Genomic DNA, 20,841 nt, shown 5'->3' with positions numbered 1-20,841 from the left:
TCGTGGCGGTCGTGGCGGACTGGGTGGGTGGGCTCCTGCTGCTGGGCGGCGCGCTGCTGAGCCTGGTCGCCGGCATCGGGCTGGTGCGCTTCCCGGACACGCTGGACCGGATGCACGCTGCCACGAAACCGCAGGTGCTCGGCGTGCTGCTGTTGTTGGGCGGGCTGGCGTTGCGGCTGCGTACCGGCTCGGACCTGGGCATGTTGGCGCTGGTGGCGATCTTCCAGCTCTCCACCGCGCCGGTCGCCGCGCAGATGATCGGACGGGCCGCCTACCGGTCCGGGCGGGTCGACCGGTCGCTGCTCGACGTCGACGAGCTGGCCGGACGCTGAGAACCGGACGCGGGGGAGGCTTTTCGGCACCTTCAGCGAGCATCCAGCGGGCACCGATAAAATGGGCCGCATGATCGACTCTCCTGCCCCGGAGGGCAGCAGTAGCCGGCCGGGTCGTACCCGGCATCTTCCCTCCCCGACGACCCCGGGAGCCCTGAACCTCCCGTGTTGATCCTCGTCGGTCTCCTTCTCATCACCGTGCTCACCGCCGCCACCGGTTACTTCGTGGCGCAGGAGTTCGGTTACGTCGCCGTGGACCGCGGCAAGCTCAAGCAACTCGCCGACGGTGGCGACCGTGCCGCCGCCCGCGCCCTGGAGGTGACCGGGCGGCTCTCCTTCATGCTCTCCGGCGCCCAGCTCGGCATCACCGTGACCGCCCTGCTTGTCGGTTACGTCGCCGAGCCGTACCTGGGCGCCGGGCTGGCCGACCTGCTCGGCGTGGCCGGCGTGTCCGGCGCGGTGGCGCTGCCGCTGTCGGTGGCGCTGGCCCTGGTCATCGCCACCGTGGTGCAGATGGTCCTGGGTGAGCTGGCCCCGAAGAACCTGGCCATCGCCCGGGCCGTGCCACTGGCCCGGGCGCTGTCCCGGTCCACCCTGATCTACCTGCGGATCGCCGGTCCGCTGATCACGCTCTTCGACCGGGCCGCCGTGCGGCTGCTCCGCCGGGTCGGCATCGAGCCGATCGAGGAGCTGCCCAGCGGCGCCACCCCGGCCGACCTGGAACAGATCATCGCCGAGTCCCGTGAGGAGGGGCATCTCGACGCGGAGATGTCCGACCTGCTGGACCGGGGGCTCGACTTCCGGGGGCTGACCGCCGGTGAGGCCATGGTGCCCCGGGTCGACGTGCACACCGTCCGGGCCGACGAGCCGGTCAGCCGGATCGTCGAGATGCTCGACACCGGCCACTCCCGGTTCCCGGTGCGCGGCGCCGAGGGCGTCGACGACCTGATCGGCGTGGTCGGCATCGCCGACGTGCTGGGCGTGTCGCCGGCCGAGCGGGCGCGTACCCGGATCGGCGCGGTGGCCGTACCCCCGTTGCTGGTGCCGGAGACGCTGCCGCTGCCGACGGTGCTGGACCGGCTCCGGTCCGGGCACCGGCAGTTGGCCTGCGTGGTCGACGAGTACGGCGGGTTCGCCGGCGTGATCACGCTGGAGGATCTCGCCGAGGAGCTGGTCGGGCCGATCCGCGACGAGGACGACCCGCCGGAGCGGGCGCCGGCCCGGCAGGAGGACGGCTCCTGGGTGGTGCCGGCCCGCTGGCGGATCGACGAGGTCGCCGACAGCACCGGCATCGAACTGCCCGAGGCGCCGGAGTACGACACGCTCTCCGGCCTGGTGATGCGGGAGCTGGGTCGGGTGCCCGAGGTCGGCGACCGGCTGGAGATCGCGCTCGCCGGTGACGGTGACGAACCGCCGCCGTCCGGGCCCCGGGTGCTGGTGGAGGTGCTGGCCGTGGACCGGCACGTGGCCGACTCGGTCCGGCTCCGGACGACTGCCGGCGTGGCCGGGGAGGGTGCGGCATGAGCCCCGGATTCGCGTTGATCTTCTCCGTGGTGCTGCTGGCGCTCAACGGATTCTTCGTGGCGGCCGAGTTCGCGCTGGTCGCCTCGAAGCGGTACCGGCTGGAGCAGTCGGCGGCCGGTGGTGGCCGGGCGGCCCGCGCGGCGCTGGACGGCGTCCGCGAGCTGAGCCTGATGCTGGCCGGCGCGCAGCTCGGCATCACGCTGTGCACGCTGGGCCTCGGCGCGTTGGCCGAGCCGGCCATCGAGCACCTGCTCAGCCCGTTGCTGCACGCGGTCGGCCTGCCCGACGCGGCGAGCCACGTGGTGGCGCTGGTGTTCGCGCTGGGCCTGGTGACGTTCCTGCACCTGGTGGTCGGCGAGATGGCGCCGAAGTCGTGGGCGATCACCGACGCGGAGCGCTCGGCGATGCTGCTGGCGCTGCCGTTCCGGGCGTTCGCCCGGATCGCCCGCCCGGTGCTGTCGTTGCTGAACGGGCTGGCCAACGCGATGCTGCGGCTGGTCGGCGTGCAGCAGCAGGACCAGCTCGCCCAGGTGCACGGCCCGGACGAGCTGCGCATCCTGCTGGAGCAGTCCCGGGAGCACGGGCTGCTCGGCGCCGAGCAGCACCAGTTGCTGACCAGCATGCTGGAGTTGCAGGGCACCACGGTGGCCCAGGTGATGGAGCCGTTCGACAAGATCGTCACGGTCCGCCGGGACGACACCGCCGAACGGATCGAGCACGTCTCCCGGGACAGCGGCCGGTCCCGCCTCGCCGTGGTCGACAGCGGTGGCGAGGTCTGCGGCCTGGTGCACGTCCGGGAGGCGGTGCGCGCGGTGACCACCGGCCGGACGGCGACCGCCGGGGAGCTGATGACGAACGCGTTCACGCTGCCGGCCGAGTCGTCGGTGTCCGAGGCGGTGGCGGCGATGCGGGGCCGGCAGGCGCAGCTCGCGTTGGTCCGCAACGGTGGTGGCCCGACCCGGCCGATCGGCTTCGTCGCGCTGGAGGACCTCCTGGAGGAGGTCATCGGCGAGTTCGACGACGAGACCGACCCGGTCCCGAGGGGCCGCCGCCTCCGCTGACCCACCCCGCCCACCCCGGGCGGGTGTGGGTGGGCGGGGAGGGGGAATGCCCCGGTATGCGGCTCACCGGGGTGTCGCGGGGGTCGGCCTGGACCGGGCTCTCGGTCACCACCACGTTGCCCAATCCGAGCACCCGGCCGGGCCTGCGCCTGCCGGGTCGGGTGACGTTGGCCGCCGACGGCGAGGACGTCCTGGTCCGGCACATCCGCCTCGGGCTGGTCACCCAGGTCGAGCCGGAGGACCCGGGGGCGTCGCGCCGGCTGGTGCAGTACCACCAGTGGCCGATCGCGGGCCGGTTCGTGGTGCCGGGCGGGCGTCGGCGGGCGGTGGACTTCGCCGTGCCGCTGCCCTGGGCGACGCCGGTGACGGTGTTCGGCGGGGTGCCGTTGATGACGTTGCGCACCGGGCTGCGGACCGAGGTGTCCGTCGACCCGGACCTCGACCAGGGCGAGATGGTGCCGGTCCTGGTCCACCCGCTGCCCACCCAGCAGCACCTGCTCGCCGCGTTGGACACGCTCGGCTTCGTGATGCGGCAGGCGGGACTCCAGCAGGGCCGGCTGCCCGGGGTGGCGCAGACGCTGCCGTTCCAGCAGCGGCTCGGCTTCTGGGCCGCCCCGCTCTACGCCGGCCCGATGACCGAGCTGGAAGTGACCATGCTGACCGACTCGGCCGGCATGGAGGTGTTGTTCTGGCTGGACCGGCGGCTGTCCCTGGCCGGGGTGACCCACCAGAGCATCAGCCGGTTCCGGGTCTGGCACGCCGGAGCGGACCGGCGGGACTGGGTGGCCACCGTGGACGGCTGGCTGCGGCACGCCATCGACCGGCACGCCGCAGCCGCCGCGTACGCTGACTGGTCGGCCACGATCCGGGAGTCGGCGCACGTCAGCCGCCATCCCGACCAGCCGGTCGCACCCGGCTACGGCCTCGGTGGCACGGCCGGCAGCGGGGGCGTCGGCGGCGGTGGCGGCGACGGCACCTGAGCGCCGCGCGGGGCGTCAACAGGGGCCCCTCCTCCACCGAATACGTTAAGGAGGGGCCCCTCCTCTACCGAATACGTTAAGAAGGGGCCCCTCCTTACACGTCAGCCGGCGGCGAGCTTGAGGCTGAAGCCGAGGAACAGCATCGCGATCGCGGTGGTGCCGGTTGCGGCGAGCCGCTGACGGTGCTGGAACTGGGCGGCCAGGAACGTGCCGGTGAAGATCAACGCGGTCAGGTAGAGCGCGCTGGTGACCTGCGCGATCAGCCCGAGCAGCAGGAACGACAGTGCCGGCCAGGCGTACCCGGGGTCGACGAACTGGATGAAGAACGAGACGAAGAAGAGGATCGCCTTCGGGTTGAGCAGGCTGATCGTCAGCGCCCGCCGGAACGGGTCGCGGGCCGGCTCCACCTCGTCGATCAGGCGCGGCGTGGCCGGGTCGTTGCGGTCACGCCAGCGCCGCCACGCGCCGCGCAGCATGGCCAACCCCAACCATCCGAGGTACGCCGCGCCGGCGTACTTGATCACGAGGAAGAGTGGCGGGTACGCCCGGAGCAGCGAGGCCACCCCGGCGGCGGAGAGGGCCATCAGCGCGGCGTCGCCGACGAACACCCCGGCGGCGGCCCGGTAACCGGTGGCCACCCCGCGCCGGGCGGCGGTGGCAAGCACGAAGAGCGAGTTCGGCCCGGGCAGCAGCACGATCGCCACGGTGCCCAGCACGTACGTTCCGATGTCGGTGATCCCCAGCATGCCGGACATCATGAACCGGCCGGTGCCGCCGGCTGAAGTCGTTTCTGCAGCCTGAGCTGTGCGTTCGGCCACTCCTCGGCGATCATCGAGTAGAGCGCGGACTGCCGCCAGGTGCCGTCGGCCCGGCGCCGGTTGGACCGCAGCGTGCCCTCCCGCACCGCGCCGAGCCGCTCGATGGCCCGCTGGGACCGCTCGTTGAGCGTGCTGGTCTGCCAGGTGACCCGCACCGCGTCCAGCTCCTCGAAGGCGCGGGTGAGCAGCAGCAGTTTCGCCTCGGTGTTGATCCCGGTGCGCCACCACGGCCGGCCGAGCTGGGTGTAGCCGATCTCCACGGTTCGCAGGTCGGCGTCGGGCTGGTAATAGGAGGTGGTGCCGACGATCGCCCCGGTGGCCGCGCAGCGCTGCACCCACGGCGTCCGGACACCACGGAACCCGGCGTTCAGGGCGGCGCGGATCAGCTCGGCCGTCCCGGCCACGTCGGTGGGGCGTGGACTGCCGACGTGCCGCCAGGCCTCCTCGTCGTCGAGCGCGGCGTGCAGCTCCTCGGCGTGCGAGAGGTCCAGCGGTTCCAGCACGACGTGCTCGCCGCGCAGCACCACCGGCTCCAGCCAGGGCGAGCGGGCCGGCCGCAGGTAGGCCGGCACCGGCGCGGTGACGCCGGCGTCCGGCTCGGGCCGGCCCGGCGTCAGCCGCAGCGGCAGCACCCCGGCCCAGTACGGCAGCTCCGCGTCGGCCGGCTCGTCGTTGACGCCACCGGTGCGCATCCGCACCGACACCTCCCGCAGGGGCAGCGCCAGCACCGCGGTCTCGGCCAGCTCGCGCCGGTTCGGCGGCCGGCTCTCGGTGGACCGGCCGGCGGCCACCTTCTCCACCAGCGCGGTCAGCACGGCGGCCTTCTCCCGCTCGTCGGTGACCAGCCGGGCGGTGCCGTGCGCGACGACCGAGCGGTAGTTGGCGCTGTGGTGGAACTGGGAACGGGCGTAGACCAGCCCGTCGAGGTGGGTGACCGCGACGCTGACCGGCAGTCCGTCCGCGCCCCGGGCGGCGAGCAACGGTCGGCTGCCGGTGGAGCCGTGCAGGTAGAGCGTGTCGTCGACGCGCACGTGCAGGGTCGGCAGGACGCGTGGCTCGCCGTCGGAGGTGAACGCCAGCGCGCAGTGGTACGCCTCGTCGAGCAGCGCGTGGGCGGTGGCCCGGTCGTAGTGCATCCGGTCGCGGGTGCGGGTGGCGGTGGTGCGTTCGGTCCGGGGGTACATGCGATCTCCCGATTTTGTTCTAGTACAATCTCCGAACTGTGTCAGCACGTTATCAGATCAGCGGTGCCACGTCGGTGGCCATTTCGGCGAGCGTGGAATCCGCCGTCCGCGCCGGCGCGCTCGCCCCGGGCGACCCGCTGCCCGCGGTCCGGGCGCTCGCCGGCGAGCTGGGCGTCAGCCCGGCCACCGTCGCCCGGGCGTACCAAGACCTGCGGCAGCGTGGCCTGGTCGTCACCGCCGGCCGGCTCGGCACCCGGGTCCGACCCCGCCCGCCGGTGGCCGCCCGCCGCGCGGCGCTGCTGCCGCCACCGCGCCCCGACACCCGCGACCTCGCCAGCGGCCACCCCGACCGCCGGCTGCTGCCGCCGCTCGGGCCGCACCTGGCCGCGCTCGCCGCCGGATTCGGGCCCGCCACCGGGTACGCGGAAGCTGCCGTCCTGCCCGAACTGGCCGCCGCCGCCCGGGAACGGCTCACCGCCGACGGGGTGCCGGCCGACGAGCTGACCGTGACCGGCGGCGCGCTGGACGGCATCGAGCGGCTGCTCGCCGCCCACCTACGGCCCGGCGACGCGGTCGCGGTGGAGGACCCCGGGTGGGCCAACCTGCTCGACCTGATCGCCGCGCTCGGCCTGCGTACCGTCGGGGTGCCGGTGGACGACGAGGGCCCGACCGTGGCCGGGGTGCGGGTCGCGCTGGCCGCCGGCGTCCGGGCGCTGGTGGTGACCAGCCGGGCCCAGAACCCGACCGGCGCGGCCGTCTCCGCCGACCGGGCCGAGGCGCTGCGCACGCTGCTCGCCGACCGGGCCGACCTGCTGCTGATCGAGGACGACCACGCCGCCGAGCTGGCCCGCGTACCCCTGCACCCGCTCGCCGGGGTGACCCCGGCGTGGGCCCTCGTCCGGTCGGTGAGCAAGCCCTACGGGCCCGACCTGCGGCTCGCCGTGCTGGCCGGCGACGAGGCCACGGTGGCCCGGGTGGCCGGACGGGCGCAGGTCGGCGCCGGTTGGGTCTCCACCGTGCTGCAACACCTGGTCCTGGCGCTCTGGCGTGATCCGGCCACCGCCGAGCTGGTGCGGCGCGCGGCGGACGGCTACGACCGGCGGCGGGACGGACTGGTCGCCGCGCTCGCCGCGCGCGGGCTGGCCGCGCACGGGCGCACCGGGATCAACGTCTGGGTGCCGGTGCCGGACGAGACGGTCGCGGTCACCGCCCTGCGCGACGCCGGCTGGTCGGTGGCGCCCGGCAGCCTCTACCGGATCGCCGCCGCGCCCGCCGTCCGGATCACGGTGAGCACGCTCGACGACACCGACCTGCCGCTGCTAGCCGACGCACTCGCGCACGCGGTGCGCCCCGTGAAAGGAGGGGCCCCCTATTAACGCCTCCGGTATAGCAGGGGCCCCCTCCTAACACGCGCGCCGGCAGGTGCCGCGTGCCGGCCGGCGGACGGGGTAGAACGGTCCGCATGGCCGAGACCGAGAACGCGCCCGGCGCGCAGGAGTTCATCCCGCCGTCGGCGGACACCATCGACGCGCTGCGGACCGCGGCGGCCGGATGCCGCGGCTGTGAGCTGTACCGGGACGCGTCGCAGACCGTCTTCGGCCGGGGCGACGAGAGCGCCCGGGTGGTCTTCGTCGGCGAGCAGCCGGGCGACGTGGAGGATCAGCAGGGCCTGCCGTTCGTCGGCCCGGCCGGCCGGCTGTTGCGCAAGGCCGTGGACGACGCCGGCCTCGACCCCGGCCAGATCTACCTGACCAACGCCGTCAAGCACTTCCGCTTCGAGCTGCGCGGCAAGCGGCGCATCCACCAGACCCCGGACCGGGTGCACATCACCGCCTGCCGGCCCTGGCTGGTCGCCGAGTTCGCCCGGCTGCGCCCGGAGATCGTGGTGGTGCTCGGCGCCACCGCCGCCAAGGCGCTGCTCGGCCCGACGTTCCGGGTGACGAGACAACGTGGCGAACTGCTGCCCTGGCCGGCCGCCGCCCAGCACCCGGAGGACTTCGCGCGGGTGCCGGTGGACCGGTCCGGCGCGGTCGCCGACGCGCCGGACACCCGGCTGCTCGCCACCATCCATCCGTCCGCCGTGCTGCGCGCCGACAACCAGGACATCGCGTACGAGGGCCTGGTCGCCGACCTCAAGGTGGCGGCCGGCGTGCTGCGCTGAGGTCGGCCGCGTTCTTCCGGTTCCCGATTCGAGCGGCGTCCCCGGCAGCACGGTCGTGCCGGGAGACCTATCACCTGAATGCGATATACCTCTGCGTCATTATTATGACTCAGAGGCATACGACGTCGAGGTGATGTCTTCCCGTCCCCTGACCCGCCGACCGCACCCCATCGGCGTGTCGAATCCGGGAAGGCACGTTGTGCTCAGGCCAGGTGCTGTTCCTTGATCGCGGCGACGAACGTCTGGAAGGTCTCCGAGGCGAACACCAGCGCCGGCCCCTTTCGGTCCTTGCTGTCCCGGACCGCGACGACACCGGGGAGATCGGCAGCCACTTCCACACAGTTGCCGCCGTTGTTGCCGCTCTTCGTGCTCTTGTGCCAATGCGCGCTGCTCAGGTCCATGATGCTGCCGCTTCTCTGATCAGGTTGGCCGATTGGGTTCGAGGGAGAGCCTCTCCTACTATGCGTGCCCAGCGTTGCTCCAGGATGCCGACATCCTCCCGGTCCTCAATGATCTGCGCCCTTACCTGGGCGTCGACGTGAGCGACCCGAGTGCCGTCGGGCATCTCGGCCATCGCAAACGGACCCCCCATTCCTGGGTACAGCGGCGAGCCGAGAGGGACAATGTGCACCCGCACAGAGGTCAGCTCGGTGCAGGCGAGGATGTGCAGGCACTGCTCGCGCATCACCGAACGGTCCGAGTTGGCCGGACGACGAAGGACCGCCTCGTCCATGACGGCGACAAAGAGCGGAGGTCGGGACCGGCGCAGGATCGACTGGCGCTCGATCCTGGCGGCGGTCAGCGCGTCGACCTCCTCCAGCGTCAGTGACTCCATCGCCAGTGTCGCCCTGGCGTACGCCTCGGTCTGCAGCAGCCCGGGCACCCAGGCCAGTTCGAAGCCACGGAGGGCGAGGGCCTCCCGCTCGATGTCGGCCCACGGCCGGAACCATGACGGCTCACGTCTCTTGAGTACGTCCGGCCACAGGTCCTTGACGTCCCTGCCGAGGATGGCCGCGACCCGGGAACGGGCCACCGGGCGCGGGATGCGCCCACGGCTGACCCACCGCTGTGCCGTCTTGGGGTCCACGCCGGTCTGCGCGGCAAGGCTCTCCGCGGTCTCCCCGGCCTCGGTCATGGCCGCTATGAGTCCGTGATTCACGGCATCTCCTCAGTGGACGTCCCCGACGTCTCCCGAACATACATCAACGCAGTGTGAGGGTCCTGTCACCACGCGGCATCCTGCCGGAAGGCGGCGATGCGGAGGTGCGGAGATGCCCAGGTGGAAGTGGTTCCAACGCGAGAACGAGCCGGTCGACGTGGTGCAGCCGGCGACGGCTTATCCCGACCGGGCCGGCGCCCACGCGAAGCAGCCCGAGGCTTCCCATAAACGGGAAGTCGACGAACGCCAGTCGGACGGCGGCTGCGAGCGCCTTGCGTGAGCCGGGGAGATGCTGCGCGCCTGGCGGAACAACCGGGAGAAGACCGATGACGCTGAACGGCGGTGACGTCCTGCTGGTCACCAGGGCGGCGAGCGTCCAGTTCACGAAGCCGGTCCGGTTCCGCGTGATCAAGGACGTCACGGACGCCGCCGACGGGGTCAGGCGCGTCCCTGCCAGGTGCACAGGCAGACCCGGTTGCCGTCCGGGTCGGCGAGCATCCAGAAGTTCGGGGCCTCCGCGTCACTGACCAGCGTGCCGCCGGCCGCGAGCGCCGCCTCGATGCGCGCCGCGACAGCGGCCGGGTCGACCCACACGTCCGGATGCCAGCGCTGCCGGGGCTCCTCGCGGCCGGACGCCTGGAACCAGATCGTGGGCAGCGCGCCGGCCGGGTCGCGTACCTCGTTGGTGGCGTCGCCCGACGGCTCCCACGCCAGGACCGCCCGCCAGAACGGCGCGACGGCGGCGTGCTCCGGGCTGTCCAGCGCGAACTCCAGGCGGGACAGCCCGGCCGGGGACGGCGACAGGCCGGCGTCGGCGGCGAGCGCCGAGATCGTCCGGGCCAGGCGCAGGTCCCGCCCGGTGACGCCGCCCGCGTCGTGCGACCACAGCCGCACATCCACAAAGGTGTAGCGCAGGTCCAGGTCGGGATGATGGTCCACCCGCTCGGCCTCCGCGCCGACCGCGGCCACCAACGCCAGACCGGCCGCGAAGTCGGGGGTACGGATGCGGGTGTGCAAAGCGCCCAGCAGGTACGTCCACCCGTCCAGCCCGGCGTCGGCGATCTGTGCTCCGGTCAGCGTGGTCACCGGGTCATCCTGACGCGCGTCCCGCCGACCCGCCACCCCGGGGCACAGCACCGCATGTGCTCACGGCCCTCGCTGCGCTCGGTGCGTTCGCTCATGCGGTGCTGGCTGGGCATGTGCTCACGGCCCTCGCTGCGCTCGGTGCGTTCGCTCATGCGGCCCCTGTCCAGGGCGGGTGAGCGGTGCCAGACTGGCCGCCATGGAGCAGCATCTCTACCAGCCGGTGCACGACGAGTTCCGGGACCTGTGCCGTCGGTTCCTCGCCCGGGAGGCGGTGCCGCACCACGAGCGCTGGGAGGCCGAGGGCATCGTCGACCGCGCGGTATGGCGGGCCGCCGGCGCGGCCGGGCTGCTCGGGCCGGACGTGGACCCGGCGTACGGCGGTGGCGGGCAGCGTGACTTCCGGTTCAACGCGGTGCTCGACGAGGAGATCATCGCGGCCGGCTGCACCGGTCTGGGCTTCGGCCTGCACAACGACGTGGTGGCGCCGTACCTGACCGAGCTGACCACCGCCGACCAGCGCAAGCGCTGGCTGCCGGGCTTCTGCTCGGGTGACCTGGTCACCGCGATCGCGATGAGCGAGCCGGGCGCGGGCAGCGACCTGGCCGGCATCCGCACCACCGCGGTCCGGGACGGCGATTCGCTGGTGCTCAACGGCCAGAAGACGTTCATCACCAACGGTGAGCTGGCCGACCTCGTGGTGGTGGTGGCGAAGACCGCCCCGGAGCAGGGCGCGCACGGGGTGAGCCTGGTGGTGGTGGAGCGTGACACGCCGGGCTTCGGCCGGGGACGCCGGCTGGCCAAGGTCGGGCTGAAGGCCAATGACACCGCCGAGCTGTTCTTCGACGACTGCCGGGTGCCGGCGGAGAACCTGATCGGCGCCGAGAACCAGGGCTTCTACCACCTGATGGCCAACCTGCCCCGGGAGCGGCTGAGCATCGCGGTCGCCGCGGTGGCGGCCTGCGAGAAGCTGCTCGCGCTGACGCTGGAGTACGCCCGCTCGCGGGAGGCGTTCGGCCGCCCGATCGGCTCGTTCCAGCACAACCGGTTCCTCCTGGCCGAGCTGGACACCGAGGTCACCATCGCGCGGACGTTCGTGAACCACTGCGTCGCCGAGCACGACGCGGGCCGGCTCTCGGTGACCGACGCGGCGAAGGCGAAGTGGTGGACCACCGAGTTGCAGACCCGGGTCGCCGACCGGTGCGTGCAACTGCACGGCGGGTACGGCTTCATGGCGGAGTACCCGGTGGCGAAGGCGTGGCTGGACAGCCGGGTGCAGACCATCTACGGCGGCACCACCGAGATCATGAAGGAGATCATCGGCCGCGGCCTCGGCCTGTAGCGAAACCGGGTGCCGGCCGGCCGGTCCGGTGCGGAAGGATGGGGCACCCGTCCCCACCAGGAGCGCCATGGCCACCGACCTGACCGCGCCGGCCCCGCCCCGGCCCGATGTCGCCGCCATCCAGCGGCGTACCCTCCGGCTGCTCTTCCTCACCCAGATCGTCGGCGGCCTCGGCGTGGCCATCGGCATCTCGGTCGGCGCGCTGCTCGCCGCCCGGATCGCCGGCACCGCACTGGCCGGGCTGGCGCAGAGCGCCGGGGTGGTCGGCGCGGCGCTGCTCGCCGTGCCGGTGACCCGGCTGATGGCGGCGCGTGGGCGGCGCCCCGGGCTGGTCCTGGCCTATCTGATCGGCGCGACCGGCGGCGTGCTGGTGGTGGCCGCCGCGGTGACCCGTGTGGTGCCGCTGCTCTTCGTCGGCATGCTGCTGTTCGGCGGCGGCACGGCGGCCAACCTCCAGGCCCGCTACTCGGCGGTGGACCTCGCCGAGCCGGCGCGCCGGGGCCGGCAGTTGTCGCTTGTGGTCTGGGCCACCACCATCGGCTCGGTGACCGCGCCGAACCTCGCCTCGTTCGCCGACGACGCCACCCGGGGCTGGGGCGTGCCGACGCTGGCCGGGCCGTTCGTCTTCAGCGCCGTCGCGTTCGTGCTGGCTGCCGTCGTACTCTTCGCGTTGCTCCGGCCGGACCCGCTGCGCACCGCGCGCCGGCTGGCGGCGGCCGAACCGGCCGCTCCCGCCGGCCCCGACCGGGCGGTCACCCGCCGCGGCGGCATGGTCGCCGCGTGGCGGACGGTACGCGGGCGGCCGGCCGCCCGCCTCGGCATCGCCGCGGTCGCGGTGGGGCACCTGGTGATGGTCGCGGTGATGTCGATGACCCCGGTGCATCTCGGTGAGTGGCACTCCGACGCGGACGTGCTGCGGGTGGTCGGCATCGTGCTCAGCCTGCACATCGCCGGCATGTACGCGTTCTCGCCGGTGGTGGGCTGGCTGACCGACCGGCTGGGGCGGCGGCCGGTGATCCTCGGCGGCGTGGCGCTGCTGCTGGCCGCGTGCGCGGTGGCCGGCACCGCCGGGCACCACACCCCGCCGCTCTCGGTGGGGCTGGCGCTGCTCGGGCTGGGCTGGTCGGGCACCATGGTGGCGGGCTCGACGCTGCTGTCGGAGTCGGTGCCCGCCGCCGACCGGCCCGGTGTGCAGGGCCTGTCCGACCTGCTGATGGGGCTGGCCGGGGCGGGCGCGGCGGCGGTGAGCGGGTTCGTCATGCGGGCCGTGGGGTACCCGACGCTCACCCTGCTGGCGGCGATCGCGGTGGTGCCGCTGGTGGCGCTGGCGATGCGGCGTCCCGGCGCGGAACCACTCGACGAGGAGGACTGAACACGTGCGGCTGACCGACTTCTGGACGCGTCTGGAGGAGGCGTTCGGGCCGGGCTACGCGGCCAGCATCGCCAGCGACCAGGTGCTGTCGCAGCTCGGCGGGCGGACCGTCGAGCAGGCGCTCGCGGCCGGTGAGGAAACGCACGTGGTGTGGCGGGCGGTGGTCGCCGCGTATCCCGACCGCGTGCCCGCCCGGCTACGCTGAGCAGCCTTTTCTCTGGTTCCGCGTGTCGCTTGCCCAGTCGTACACCTGTTCGGCTATTGTCCACAGCGGGGTGCTCGTCCACAGCTCACGGCCCGTCGGCTGGTTTTCTGTCGGACCCAGCGCCTAGCGTGTCCCGCGTGACGCGAAGCTCAGGAAAGACGCCGGCGAAGGCAGGGGTGGCAACGATGGCGGCAGGTCCTGACCGGGAGAAGGCGCTAGACCTTGCTCTCGCTCAGATCGACAAGCAGTTCGGCAAGGGTTCGGTGATGCGGCTGGGGGAGCGGCCCGTCGTGCAGACGGCGGTCATCCCCACCAGCTCCATCGCGCTCGACGTGGCGCTCGGCGTGGGCGGTCTGCCGCGCGGCCGGGTCGTCGAGATCTACGGTCCGGAGTCCAGCGGTAAGACCACCGTCGCCCTGCACGCGGTGGCCAACGCCCAGCGGGCCGGTGGCATCGCCGCGTTCATCGACGCCGAGCACGCGCTCGACCCGGAGTACGCGAAGGCGCTCGGCGTCGACACCGACGCTCTGCTGGTCTCCCAGCCGGACACCGGCGAGCAGGCGCTGGAGATCACCGACATGCTGGTCCGCTCCGGCGCGATCGACATCATCGTGATCGACTCGGTCGCGGCCCTGGTGCCGCGCGCCGAGATCGAGGGTGAGATGGGCGACAGCCACGTGGGCCTCCAGGCCCGGCTGATGAGCCAGGCGCTCCGGAAGATCACCGGCATCCTCAACAACACCGGCACCACCGCGATCTTCATCAACCAGCTCCGCGAGAAGATCGGCGTGATGTTCGGCAGCCCGGAGACCACCACCGGTGGTCGGGCGCTGAAGTTCTACGCCTCGGTCCGGCTCGACGTGCGCCGCATCGAGAGCCTCAAGGACGGCACCGACGTGGTCGGTAACCGCACCCGGGTCAAGGTCGTGAAGAACAAGGTCGCCGCGCCGTTCAAGCAGGCCGAGTTCGACATCATGTACGGCAAGGGCATCTCCCGTGAGGGCTCCCTGATCGACGTCGGTGTGGAGCAGGCGATCATCCGCAAGTCCGGCGCCTGGTACACCTACGACGGCGACCAGCTCGGCCAGGGCAAGGAGAAGGCCCGCGAGTTCCTCCGCGAGAACCCGGACGTCGCGGCCGAGATCGAGAAGAAGATCCTGGAGAAGCTCGGCGTCGGCACCGGTGGTGCGGGCGATGCCGCCGGCGGCCCGGAGTTGCCGCCGGTCGACTTCTGATCCGCTGACCAGTGGCAGGACGACGCGCCCGTACGGGACGGGGCTGGGATGCCAGCCCACCCCGTACGGGTGACGCCACCGGCGCGCCGCAGCCCCGCCGTGGCCGCCGTGGTCGCGCGGCGGAGTCCGATCCGGGGGAGGCTCCGGCTCCGCCGCGCGACGAGGCCGAGCTGGCCCGGGAGATCTGCCTGCGGCAGCTCGCCACCCGACCGCGCACCCGGGCCGAGCTGGCCGGCGCGCTCGCCCGGCGCGGCATCTCCGAAGAGGTGGCCGAGCGGGTCCTCGACCGTTACGACGAGGTCGGCATCGTCGACGACGCGGCCTTCGCCCAGGCCTGGGTGAGCAGCCGGCACACCGGCCGTGGGCTGGCCCGCCGGGCGCTCGCCAACGAGCTGCGCCGCAAGGGCGTCGACGACGAGCTGGCCGGCGCGGCGCTGGACGGGATCGACGAGGAGGCCGAGGCGGAGACCGCCCGCGCCCTGGTGGACCGGAAGCTGCGCACCGCCCGGGGCGAGCCCGACGCGGTGTTCCGGCGTCTGGTCGGCATGCTGGCGCGTAAGGGCTACCCGGCCGGCGTGGCGATCCGCGCGGTGAAGGACGCGCTGGCCGCGCAGAGCGCCGAGGCGGCGGAGTTCGCCGAGCACATCGACGCCGACGCCCTGGCCGACGCGGAGAACGACCTCGACGCCCGCCGGCACGACTGACCGTCCGGTCCCGGACGCGACCGTCCGGCGCCGGTGGTTCGCCCGCGAGACCGGCGGCGGACTGCGCGCCGAGGACGTGGTGATCTGGGTCGCGGGCGCCATGGCAGAAGGGCTGCACACCGGTGCTGAAGGCGTGTCTGAACGGCGGGCGGCGACGGGACGAGCACCCCGCCGTCCCGCTCACCCCGGCCGAGTTGGCCGCCGACGCCGCCCGCTGCGTGGCCGCCGGGGTGGCTGCGGTGCACGTGCACCCGCGTGACGACAGCGGCATCGAGTCCCTCGACCCGGCCGTGATCGCCGCTGCGGTCGACGCCGTCCGGGCCGCCTGCCCCGGCCTGCCGGTCGGGGTCAGCACCGGCGCCTGGATCGTGCCCGACCCGGCCGAGCGGGTGGCCGCGGTGCGCGCCTGGACGGTGCGGCCCGACTTCGCCTCGGTCAACGCCCACGAACCGGGCGCGGCGGCGGTCGCGGCGGCCCTGCACGAGCGCGGCGTCATGGTCGAGGCCGGCCTCTGGACGGTGGCGGCGGTCGACGCGTGGCGTCGCTGGCCGACTCCGACCGGCCGGGTCCTCGTGGAGTGCATGGCCGAACCGGCGGAGGCGGCGCTCGCCGACGCGGTGGCGATGCTCGCCGCGCTGCCGACCGGGTGCCCGCCGGTGCTGCTGCACGGCGAGGGGCCGGCCACCTGGCCGGTGTTCGTCGAGGCGGTCCGTCGAGGCCTGCACACCCGCATCGGCCTGGAGGACACGCTGCTGCTCCCGGACGGCAGTCGCGCGCCGGACAACACCGCCCTGGTCGCCGCCGCCCGGCATCATGCCCCGGGGATGGGTCTGAGCAGCCGGGAAACGTCACGCTAGGATGACAGGCGGCGAGGTTTGTCCGGCCCTGTCCGGCATATTCTCAGCAATCCGTGACGGCTCAACTTCTCTCCGTCCGGGTGGTTTGATCATGACTCCTTGACCGAACGGGTCCTCGCGACCTAGCCTCGCCATACAGGCTCACTTTGCCCGACCAGCGCAGGCTAAGCGCACAACATAGATCGCGTAACAGAACAGCATCACTTTGGCCAGCTTCACCGGCCCTTGACGGCAGCTCCGGACCCGGTCCGGAGCGTCCGACAACTGCAACCGGCCGCCGGCGGTTCCCCCCGAAGGGGCACCGCCGACGGAAAGCTGCCCACAGCCAGCCGCTCCGGTCGGGCGTCCAGAGTCGCAGGCGCGTGCCCGTCGGCGCGTGTCCTGCGGCGCCGACGTTCAGGGGAGGCGGCCATGGCGCGGCGGCACAGGTTCACCGGCGGTCTGCGATGAGCGCCTTCGACGTCGTCCTCCTCGTGGTGGTGCTGCTGCTGGTCGTGGTGGTGGTCGGCGCCGTGCTGTTCGGTGTGCGGGCGCTCCAGCGGTTCAGCCTGGCTCCGGCACCGGAGGACCCGGCCTTCATCGCGGAGAAGGACCGGCAGGAACAGTCCCTGGCCGCGTTGCGTACCGCCGCCGACGAGGTCAACAGCACCATCGACGTGGCGAAGTCGGCGGCCTCCGCGGCCCGGGCCGAGGCAGCCGCCGCGAAGGCCGAGGCGAAGGCCGCCCGCGCCGAGGCGCGACGGGTGCTCGACGACGCCCGCACCGAGGCCGACACGGTGCTGGAGCGGGCGCACAAGCAGGCCGAGGCGGACGCCGAGCAACTGCGTACCACCGCCCGGCGCAGCGGCGAGCGGGAGGTCGCGGTGCTCGCCGCCACCACCCGAGAGCAGGCCGCCGAGGTGGAGCGCCGGGCCGCCCGGATGGACGAGCGGGAGCGGCTGCACACCGAGGAGGTGGAGCGGCTCGCCGAACGGGAGCGGCAGCTCACCGCCGCGACCGCCGCGCTCGCCGCCCGGGAGGCCGCGCTGGCCGAGCGCGAGCGGGCGCTGACCGAGGTGGAGGAGAAGCGCCGCCGCGAACTGGAGCGGGTGGCCGGGCTGACCGCCGACGCCGCGCGGGCCGAGCTGGTCGAGTCGATCGAGGGACAGGCGAAGCGGGAGGCCGCGCTGCTGGTCCGGGAGATCGAGTCGGACGCGCGGGGCACCGCCGAGCAGCGCGCCCGGCACATCGTGGTGGACGCCATCCAGCGGGTGGCCAGCGAGCAGACCGCGGAGAGCGTGGTCAGCGTGCTGCACCTGCCCGGCGACGAGATGAAGGGCCGGATCATCGGCCGGGAGGGGCGCAACATCCGCGCCTTCGAGTCGGTCACCGGCGTCAACCTGATCATCGACGACACGCCCGAGGCGGTGCTGCTCTCCTGTTTCGACCCGGTCCGCCGGGAGGTCGGCCGGCTGACGCTGGAGAAGCTGGTGCTGGACGGTCGGATCCATCCGCACCGGATCGAGGAGGTCTACGACCTGGCCCGCCACGAGGTGGAGGAGCTGTGCCACCGGGCCGCCGAGGACGCCCTGGTCGAGGTGGGCATCACCGAGATCCACCCGGAGCTGGTCACCCTGCTGGGCCGGCTGCGCTACCGGACGTCGTACGGGCAGAACGTGCTCAAGCACCTGGTGGAGACCGCGCACATCGCCGGCACCATGGCCGCGGAGCTGCGCCTGGACGTGGCGACCATCAAGCGCTGCGCGTTCCTGCACGACATCGGCAAGGCGCTCACCCACGAGGTGGAGGGCAGCCACGCCATCATCGGCGCCGACCTGGCCCGCAAGTACGGCGAGGCCGAGGACGTGGTGCACGCCATCGAGGCGCACCACAACGAGGTGCCGCCGCAGACCATCGAGGCGGTGCTGACCCAGGCGTCGGACGCCTGCTCGGGCGGGCGGCCCGGGGCCCGGCGGGAGAGCCTGGAGGCGTACGTCAAGCGGCTGGAGCGGATCGAGGAGATCGCGGCCGGCAAGCTCGGTGTGGAGAAGGTGTTCGCCATGCAGGCGGGCCGGGAGATCCGGGTGATGGTCAAGCCGGACGACGTGGACGACATCGGCGCGGCCGTGCTGGCCCGCGACGTGGCCAAGCAGATCGAGGAGGAGCTGACCTATCCGGGGCAGATCCGGGTGACCGTGGTGCGCGAGTCCCGGGTCACCGAGATCGCCCGCTGACGCAACGACGACGGGCGGGTGGGGGAGAAACCCCGCCCGCCCGTCGTGTGTCCGTCGGATCAGATGAGCTGCGTGGCGCCGGCGCCGCCGTCGGTCTGGGTCGACGGCACCGGCTTGGCCGCGCTGCGCGGCAGCCGGGTCAGCCGCTTCTGCAACCACCAGGCCAGCACCGACAGCAGGCCGCAGATGCTGATGTAGATGGCCGCGACGATCAGGTACGTCGGCACGTACGGCAGGCCGAAGGCGAGGCGGCCACCGATCTGCTTGCCGGCGAAGAGCAGCTCCGGGTACGTGATGATGAAGCCGAGCGCGGTGTCCTTGAGCAGCACGACGAGCTGGCTCACGATCGCCGGCAGCATCGAGCGGAACGCCTGTGGCAGCAGGATCAGCCGGAGCACCTGGTTCTTGCGCAGGCCGACCGCGTACGCGCCCTCGGACTGCCCGTACGGCACGGCGTTGATGCCGGCGCGGAAGATCTCCGCCAGCACCGAGCCGTTGTAGAGCGTCAAGCCGATGACCAGCGCCCAGAACTTGTCGATCGGCCAGCCGTACTGCAACGGCACGTAGTAGCCGAAGAAGATCAGGATCAGCAGCGGGATGGCTCGGAACAGCTCCACCACGAACGTGGCCGGGCCGCGCAGCAACCACTTGTCGCTGAGCCGGGCGCTGGCGAAGACCGCACCGAACAGCAGGGCAAGCACGGTGGCGACGGCGGCGGCCTTGAGCGTCGCCCAGAGGCCGGAGAGAAGTTCCCGCTGCACCGCGACGTACTGGAACTGGTCCCACTTGCGGGCCTCGAACTGGCCGGTCTGGTCGAACTTGTAGACGATGAACGCGACTAGGGCCACGATCCCCGCGATCGCGGCGATGCCGAGGATCCGGTTGCGCAGTCGTGCCTTCGGGCCGGGAAGGTCGTAGAGAACGCTGCTGCTCATCGGGCCACCGCCCACTTGCGCTCGAGGAACCGCTGGAGCACCACCAGCGGAAGGATCAGGATCAGGAAGCCGATGACGATCCAGGTGAGTACGACGAACTGCGGCTCACCCCGTTCGGCCATGTACGCCGGGATGGCGCCGGCCTCCAGCACGGAGAAACCGGCGGCGATCGTGGTGTTCTTCAGCATGGCGATGAGGACGCTCATCAGCGGCGGGACCATGGCCCGCAGCGCTTGTGGCAGCACGATCAGCGTCAGCACCTGGCCAAATGTCATGCCGAGCGCGCGGGCGGCCTCGGCTTGGCCGGTGGCGACCGTGTTGACGCCGGAGCGGACCACCTCGCAGATGAACGCCGAGGTGTAGACCGTGAGCGCGATGCAGGCACTCGGGAAGTAGTCGATGTTCACGTCCAGCTTCGGCACCGCGAAGACGAGGAACGCGAAGACCAGGGTCAGCGGGGTGTTGCGGACCAGGTTGACGTAGGTGGCCCCGAACGCCCGCAGGGCGGGGATCGGGGACACCCGCATCGCGCCGAGCAGCGTGCCGAGGACGAGGCTGCCGACGCCGGCGATCAGGAACAACTTGACGGTGTTGATGAACCCGTCGCGGAACAGGCTCGCGTTGTCCGTCAGGACGCGGAAGAACTCGCCCATGCCTCGCTCTCAGACTGTCAGACGGGGCCGGGCGGGGAGGAGGACCTCCCCGCCCGGCCCGAGGTCGGGGGGCGGACCGTCAGTACCGCTCGAGCTGCGGCGGGGTGGCCGGCGAGCCGGACTTGCCCAGCGTGCCGTCGTAGATCTTCTTCCAGGTGCCGTCGGTGAACGCGGCCTCGATCTGGTCGTTCACGTAGTCGCGCATGGCCTTGTCGTCCTTGGGCAGGCCGATGCCGTACTTCTCGGTGCTGAACGGCTGGCCGACGACCTTGAGCTCGTCCGGGTTCTGCGCGGCGTAGCCCTTGAGGATGGCGTCGTCGGTGGTGACCGCGTCGACCTTCTTGTCCAGGAGCTGCGAGACGCACTCGGAGTAGGTCTTGAACTCGACGATGTTCTCCGGCTCGGTCATGCCCTCGTCCCGGACCTTCTGGATCGGGGTGGAGCCGGTGGCCGAGCAGACCTTCTTGCCCTTGAGCGTGTCCTTGCCGGTGATCGACGACTCGTCCTTGCGGACCAGCAGGTCCTGACCGGCGACGAAGTACGGGCCGGCGAAGGAGACGTCGTTCTTGCGCTTGTCAGTGATCGAGTAGGTGCCGACGTAGTAGTCGATCTCGCCACCCTTGATCGCGGTCTCCCGGTTGGCCGACGCGATCTCCTTGTACTCGATCTTCGCCGGGTCGACGCCGAGCGTGCTGGCGACGTACTGGGCGATCTCGATGTCGAAGCCGCAGCGCTTGCCCTGGGCGTCCTTGTAGCCGAGGTTCGGCTGGTCGAACTTGACGCCGACGACGACCTTGCCGGCCGACTTGACCTTCGTGAAGGTCGGGCTGCCGGCGACGTTGGCGTCCGTCTTGGGGGTGAAGGTGACGCCCGAGCTGGTGCAGTTGTCGGACTGCGCCCCGCCGCTGGCGTTGCCGCCACCGCTCGGGGCCGGGTCCCCCTCCTTGCCGCAGGCAGCCGCGGAAAGGGCGAGCGAGGCCATCATGGCCACCGCCGCCACGCGCTTCATACGCATACTCATCT

21 protein-coding genes and 1 pseudogene are annotated in these 20,841 nt (G+C 72.5%); 14 read left to right on the top strand and 8 right to left on the bottom strand.

Going from position 1 to position 20,841, the window contains the following annotated elements:
* The first annotated feature begins 2 nt into the window (after nucleotides 1-2).
* From mnhG to TPA0908_RS06090, 4 genes are all read left to right on the top strand, one after another.
* A complete protein-coding gene (gene mnhG / locus TPA0908_RS06105; protein ID WP_281935461.1) occupies nucleotides 3-332 on the top strand; it encodes a monovalent cation/H(+) antiporter subunit G in 330 nt (109 codons plus the stop codon).
* Nucleotides 333-497: 165 nt separating this feature from the next.
* Nucleotides 498-1,856 (top strand): hemolysin family protein, encoded by a 1,359-nt coding sequence (locus tag TPA0908_RS06100; RefSeq protein WP_281935459.1) that lies wholly within the window; start codon nucleotides 498-500, stop codon nucleotides 1,854-1,856.
* Nucleotides 1,853-2,917: a hemolysin family protein gene (locus TPA0908_RS06095; protein WP_281935457.1), complete on the top strand. Its 1,065-nt coding sequence runs from the start codon at nucleotides 1,853-1,855 to the stop codon at nucleotides 2,915-2,917. The genes TPA0908_RS06100 and TPA0908_RS06095 overlap by 4 nt, the downstream gene beginning before the upstream one ends.
* 56 nt (nucleotides 2,918-2,973) lie before the next feature.
* Entirely contained in the window at nucleotides 2,974-3,897 is a 924-nt protein-coding gene (locus TPA0908_RS06090; RefSeq protein WP_281935455.1) for a sporulation protein, read from the top strand.
* Between the two features lie 101 nt (nucleotides 3,898-3,998).
* On the opposite strand, the gene leuE is transcribed toward TPA0908_RS06090, so the two are convergent.
* Together leuE and TPA0908_RS06080 are read right to left on the bottom strand one after the other, a co-directional pair.
* On the bottom strand, nucleotides 3,999-4,655 hold the full coding sequence (gene leuE / locus TPA0908_RS06085) for a leucine efflux protein LeuE (protein ID WP_281935453.1): 657 nt from the start codon (nucleotides 4,653-4,655) through the stop codon (nucleotides 3,999-4,001).
* Nucleotides 4,652-5,899 (bottom strand): bifunctional pyridoxamine 5'-phosphate oxidase family protein/GNAT family N-acetyltransferase, encoded by a 1,248-nt coding sequence (locus TPA0908_RS06080; RefSeq protein ID WP_281935451.1) that lies wholly within the window; start codon nucleotides 5,897-5,899, stop codon nucleotides 4,652-4,654. Before TPA0908_RS06080 ends, leuE begins: the two co-directional genes overlap by 4 nt.
* 38 nt (nucleotides 5,900-5,937) lie before the next feature.
* Here TPA0908_RS06080 and TPA0908_RS06075 point away from each other — a divergent pair, with 38 nt between their 5' ends.
* Nucleotides 5,938-7,275, top strand: a complete 1,338-nt coding sequence (locus TPA0908_RS06075; protein WP_281935449.1) for an aminotransferase class I/II-fold pyridoxal phosphate-dependent enzyme — start codon at nucleotides 5,938-5,940, stop codon at nucleotides 7,273-7,275.
* A gap of 86 nt (nucleotides 7,276-7,361) precedes the next feature.
* Nucleotides 7,362-8,060, top strand: coding sequence for a UdgX family uracil-DNA binding protein (locus tag TPA0908_RS06070; protein WP_281935447.1), 699 nt, complete (start codon nucleotides 7,362-7,364; stop codon nucleotides 8,058-8,060).
* Nucleotides 8,061-8,263: 203 nt separating this feature from the next.
* Here TPA0908_RS06070 and TPA0908_RS06065 read toward each other — a convergent pair whose 3' ends face one another.
* Together TPA0908_RS06065 and TPA0908_RS06060 are read right to left on the bottom strand one after the other, a co-directional pair.
* On the bottom strand, nucleotides 8,264-8,461 hold the full coding sequence (locus TPA0908_RS06065) for a DUF397 domain-containing protein (RefSeq protein WP_281935445.1): 198 nt from the start codon (nucleotides 8,459-8,461) through the stop codon (nucleotides 8,264-8,266).
* Complete coding sequence (locus tag TPA0908_RS06060) at nucleotides 8,452-9,219, bottom strand: DUF5753 domain-containing protein (RefSeq protein ID WP_281935444.1); 768 nt, start codon at nucleotides 9,217-9,219, stop codon at nucleotides 8,452-8,454. The genes TPA0908_RS06065 and TPA0908_RS06060 overlap by 10 nt, the downstream gene beginning before the upstream one ends.
* Nucleotides 9,220-9,331: 112 nt before the next feature.
* Here TPA0908_RS06060 and TPA0908_RS06055 point away from each other — a divergent pair, with 112 nt between their 5' ends.
* Nucleotides 9,332-9,499, top strand: a complete 168-nt coding sequence (locus tag TPA0908_RS06055; RefSeq protein WP_281935442.1) for a hypothetical protein — start codon at nucleotides 9,332-9,334, stop codon at nucleotides 9,497-9,499.
* A 158-nt stretch (nucleotides 9,500-9,657) separates the two neighbouring features.
* On the opposite strand, the gene TPA0908_RS06050 is transcribed toward TPA0908_RS06055, so the two are convergent.
* Entirely contained in the window at nucleotides 9,658-10,305 is a 648-nt protein-coding gene (locus TPA0908_RS06050; RefSeq protein ID WP_281935440.1) for a 4a-hydroxytetrahydrobiopterin dehydratase, read from the bottom strand.
* Nucleotides 10,306-10,501: 196 nt separating this feature from the next.
* On the opposite strand from TPA0908_RS06050, the gene TPA0908_RS06045 reads away from it, so the two are divergent.
* The 7 genes and pseudogenes from TPA0908_RS06045 to rny all read left to right on the top strand — a co-directional run bounded on the left by TPA0908_RS06045 (nucleotide 10,502) and on the right by rny (nucleotide 18,230).
* Nucleotides 10,502-11,644, top strand: a complete 1,143-nt coding sequence (locus TPA0908_RS06045) for an acyl-CoA dehydrogenase family protein (protein ID WP_281935438.1) — start codon at nucleotides 10,502-10,504, stop codon at nucleotides 11,642-11,644.
* Nucleotides 11,645-11,711: 67 nt separating this feature from the next.
* Nucleotides 11,712-13,030: pseudogene (locus tag TPA0908_RS06040) on the top strand (MFS transporter).
* Nucleotides 13,021-13,221 carry a DUF3046 domain-containing protein gene (locus TPA0908_RS06035; RefSeq protein ID WP_018785963.1) on the top strand — a complete coding sequence of 67 codons (201 nt, stop codon included), beginning with the start codon at nucleotides 13,021-13,023 and terminating at the stop codon, nucleotides 13,219-13,221. Before TPA0908_RS06040 ends, TPA0908_RS06035 begins: the two are co-directional and overlap by 10 nt.
* A gap of 185 nt (nucleotides 13,222-13,406) precedes the next feature.
* Nucleotides 13,407-14,456 carry a recombinase RecA gene (recA, locus tag TPA0908_RS06030; RefSeq protein ID WP_107159085.1) on the top strand — a complete coding sequence of 350 codons (1,050 nt, stop codon included), beginning with the start codon at nucleotides 13,407-13,409 and terminating at the stop codon, nucleotides 14,454-14,456.
* An 11-nt stretch (nucleotides 14,457-14,467) separates the two neighbouring features.
* Nucleotides 14,468-15,160: a regulatory protein RecX gene (locus TPA0908_RS06025; protein WP_281935433.1), complete on the top strand. Its 693-nt coding sequence runs from the start codon at nucleotides 14,468-14,470 to the stop codon at nucleotides 15,158-15,160.
* A gap of 122 nt (nucleotides 15,161-15,282) precedes the next feature.
* Nucleotides 15,283-16,017, top strand: coding sequence for a 3-keto-5-aminohexanoate cleavage protein (locus TPA0908_RS06020; RefSeq protein WP_281935432.1), 735 nt, complete (start codon nucleotides 15,283-15,285; stop codon nucleotides 16,015-16,017).
* Nucleotides 16,018-16,463: 446 nt separating this feature from the next.
* The gene (gene rny / locus TPA0908_RS06015) at nucleotides 16,464-18,230 is read left to right on the top strand and encodes a ribonuclease Y (protein WP_281935430.1); all 1,767 of its coding nucleotides are present in this window, start codon (nucleotides 16,464-16,466) and stop codon (nucleotides 18,228-18,230) included.
* Nucleotides 18,231-18,289: 59 nt separating this feature from the next.
* Here rny and TPA0908_RS06010 read toward each other — a convergent pair whose 3' ends face one another.
* The 3 genes from TPA0908_RS06010 to TPA0908_RS06000 all read right to left on the bottom strand — a co-directional run bounded on the left by TPA0908_RS06010 (nucleotide 18,290) and on the right by TPA0908_RS06000 (nucleotide 20,833).
* Nucleotides 18,290-19,165 carry an amino acid ABC transporter permease gene (locus TPA0908_RS06010; RefSeq protein WP_281935428.1) on the bottom strand — a complete coding sequence of 292 codons (876 nt, stop codon included), beginning with the start codon at nucleotides 19,163-19,165 and terminating at the stop codon, nucleotides 18,290-18,292.
* The gene (locus TPA0908_RS06005) at nucleotides 19,162-19,818 is read right to left on the bottom strand and encodes an amino acid ABC transporter permease (protein WP_281935427.1); all 657 of its coding nucleotides are present in this window, start codon (nucleotides 19,816-19,818) and stop codon (nucleotides 19,162-19,164) included. Before TPA0908_RS06005 ends, TPA0908_RS06010 begins: the two co-directional genes overlap by 4 nt.
* Nucleotides 19,819-19,897: 79 nt before the next feature.
* Nucleotides 19,898-20,833 carry a glutamate ABC transporter substrate-binding protein gene (locus TPA0908_RS06000; RefSeq protein WP_281935425.1) on the bottom strand — a complete coding sequence of 312 codons (936 nt, stop codon included), beginning with the start codon at nucleotides 20,831-20,833 and terminating at the stop codon, nucleotides 19,898-19,900.
* Nucleotides 20,834-20,841: the final 8 nt, after the last annotated feature.

Source organism: Micromonospora sp. AKA38, from assembly GCF_027925725.1.
Classification (GTDB): domain Bacteria; phylum Actinomycetota; class Actinomycetes; order Mycobacteriales; family Micromonosporaceae; genus Micromonospora.
The sequence above is the reverse complement of the archived record's forward strand: the minus strand, read 5'-3'. Positions and strand labels throughout refer to the sequence as shown.

Coding starts and splice junctions, on each gene's coding strand:
- TPA0908_RS06095 (WP_281935457.1), top strand. CDS start 1,853: ATGAGCCCCGGATTCGCGTTGATCTTCTCCGTGGTGCTGCTGGCGCTC.
- TPA0908_RS06090 (WP_281935455.1), top strand. CDS start 2,974: ATGCGGCTCACCGGGGTGTCGCGGGGGTCGGCCTGGACCGGGCTCTCG.
- leuE (WP_281935453.1), bottom strand. CDS start 4,655: ATGATGTCCGGCATGCTGGGGATCACCGACATCGGAACGTACGTGCTG.
- TPA0908_RS06080 (WP_281935451.1), bottom strand. CDS start 5,899: ATGTACCCCCGGACCGAACGCACCACCGCCACCCGCACCCGCGACCGG.
- TPA0908_RS06070 (WP_281935447.1), top strand. CDS start 7,362: ATGGCCGAGACCGAGAACGCGCCCGGCGCGCAGGAGTTCATCCCGCCG.
- TPA0908_RS06065 (WP_281935445.1), bottom strand. CDS start 8,461: ATGGACCTGAGCAGCGCGCATTGGCACAAGAGCACGAAGAGCGGCAAC.
- TPA0908_RS06055 (WP_281935442.1), top strand. CDS start 9,332: ATGCCCAGGTGGAAGTGGTTCCAACGCGAGAACGAGCCGGTCGACGTG.
- TPA0908_RS06045 (WP_281935438.1), top strand. CDS start 10,502: ATGGAGCAGCATCTCTACCAGCCGGTGCACGACGAGTTCCGGGACCTG.
- recA (WP_107159085.1), top strand. CDS start 13,407: ATGGCGGCAGGTCCTGACCGGGAGAAGGCGCTAGACCTTGCTCTCGCT.
- rny (WP_281935430.1), top strand. CDS start 16,464: ATGAGCGCCTTCGACGTCGTCCTCCTCGTGGTGGTGCTGCTGCTGGTC.
- TPA0908_RS06010 (WP_281935428.1), bottom strand. CDS start 19,165: ATGAGCAGCAGCGTTCTCTACGACCTTCCCGGCCCGAAGGCACGACTG.
- TPA0908_RS06005 (WP_281935427.1), bottom strand. CDS start 19,818: ATGGGCGAGTTCTTCCGCGTCCTGACGGACAACGCGAGCCTGTTCCGC.
- TPA0908_RS06000 (WP_281935425.1), bottom strand. CDS start 20,833: ATGCGTATGAAGCGCGTGGCGGCGGTGGCCATGATGGCCTCGCTCGCC.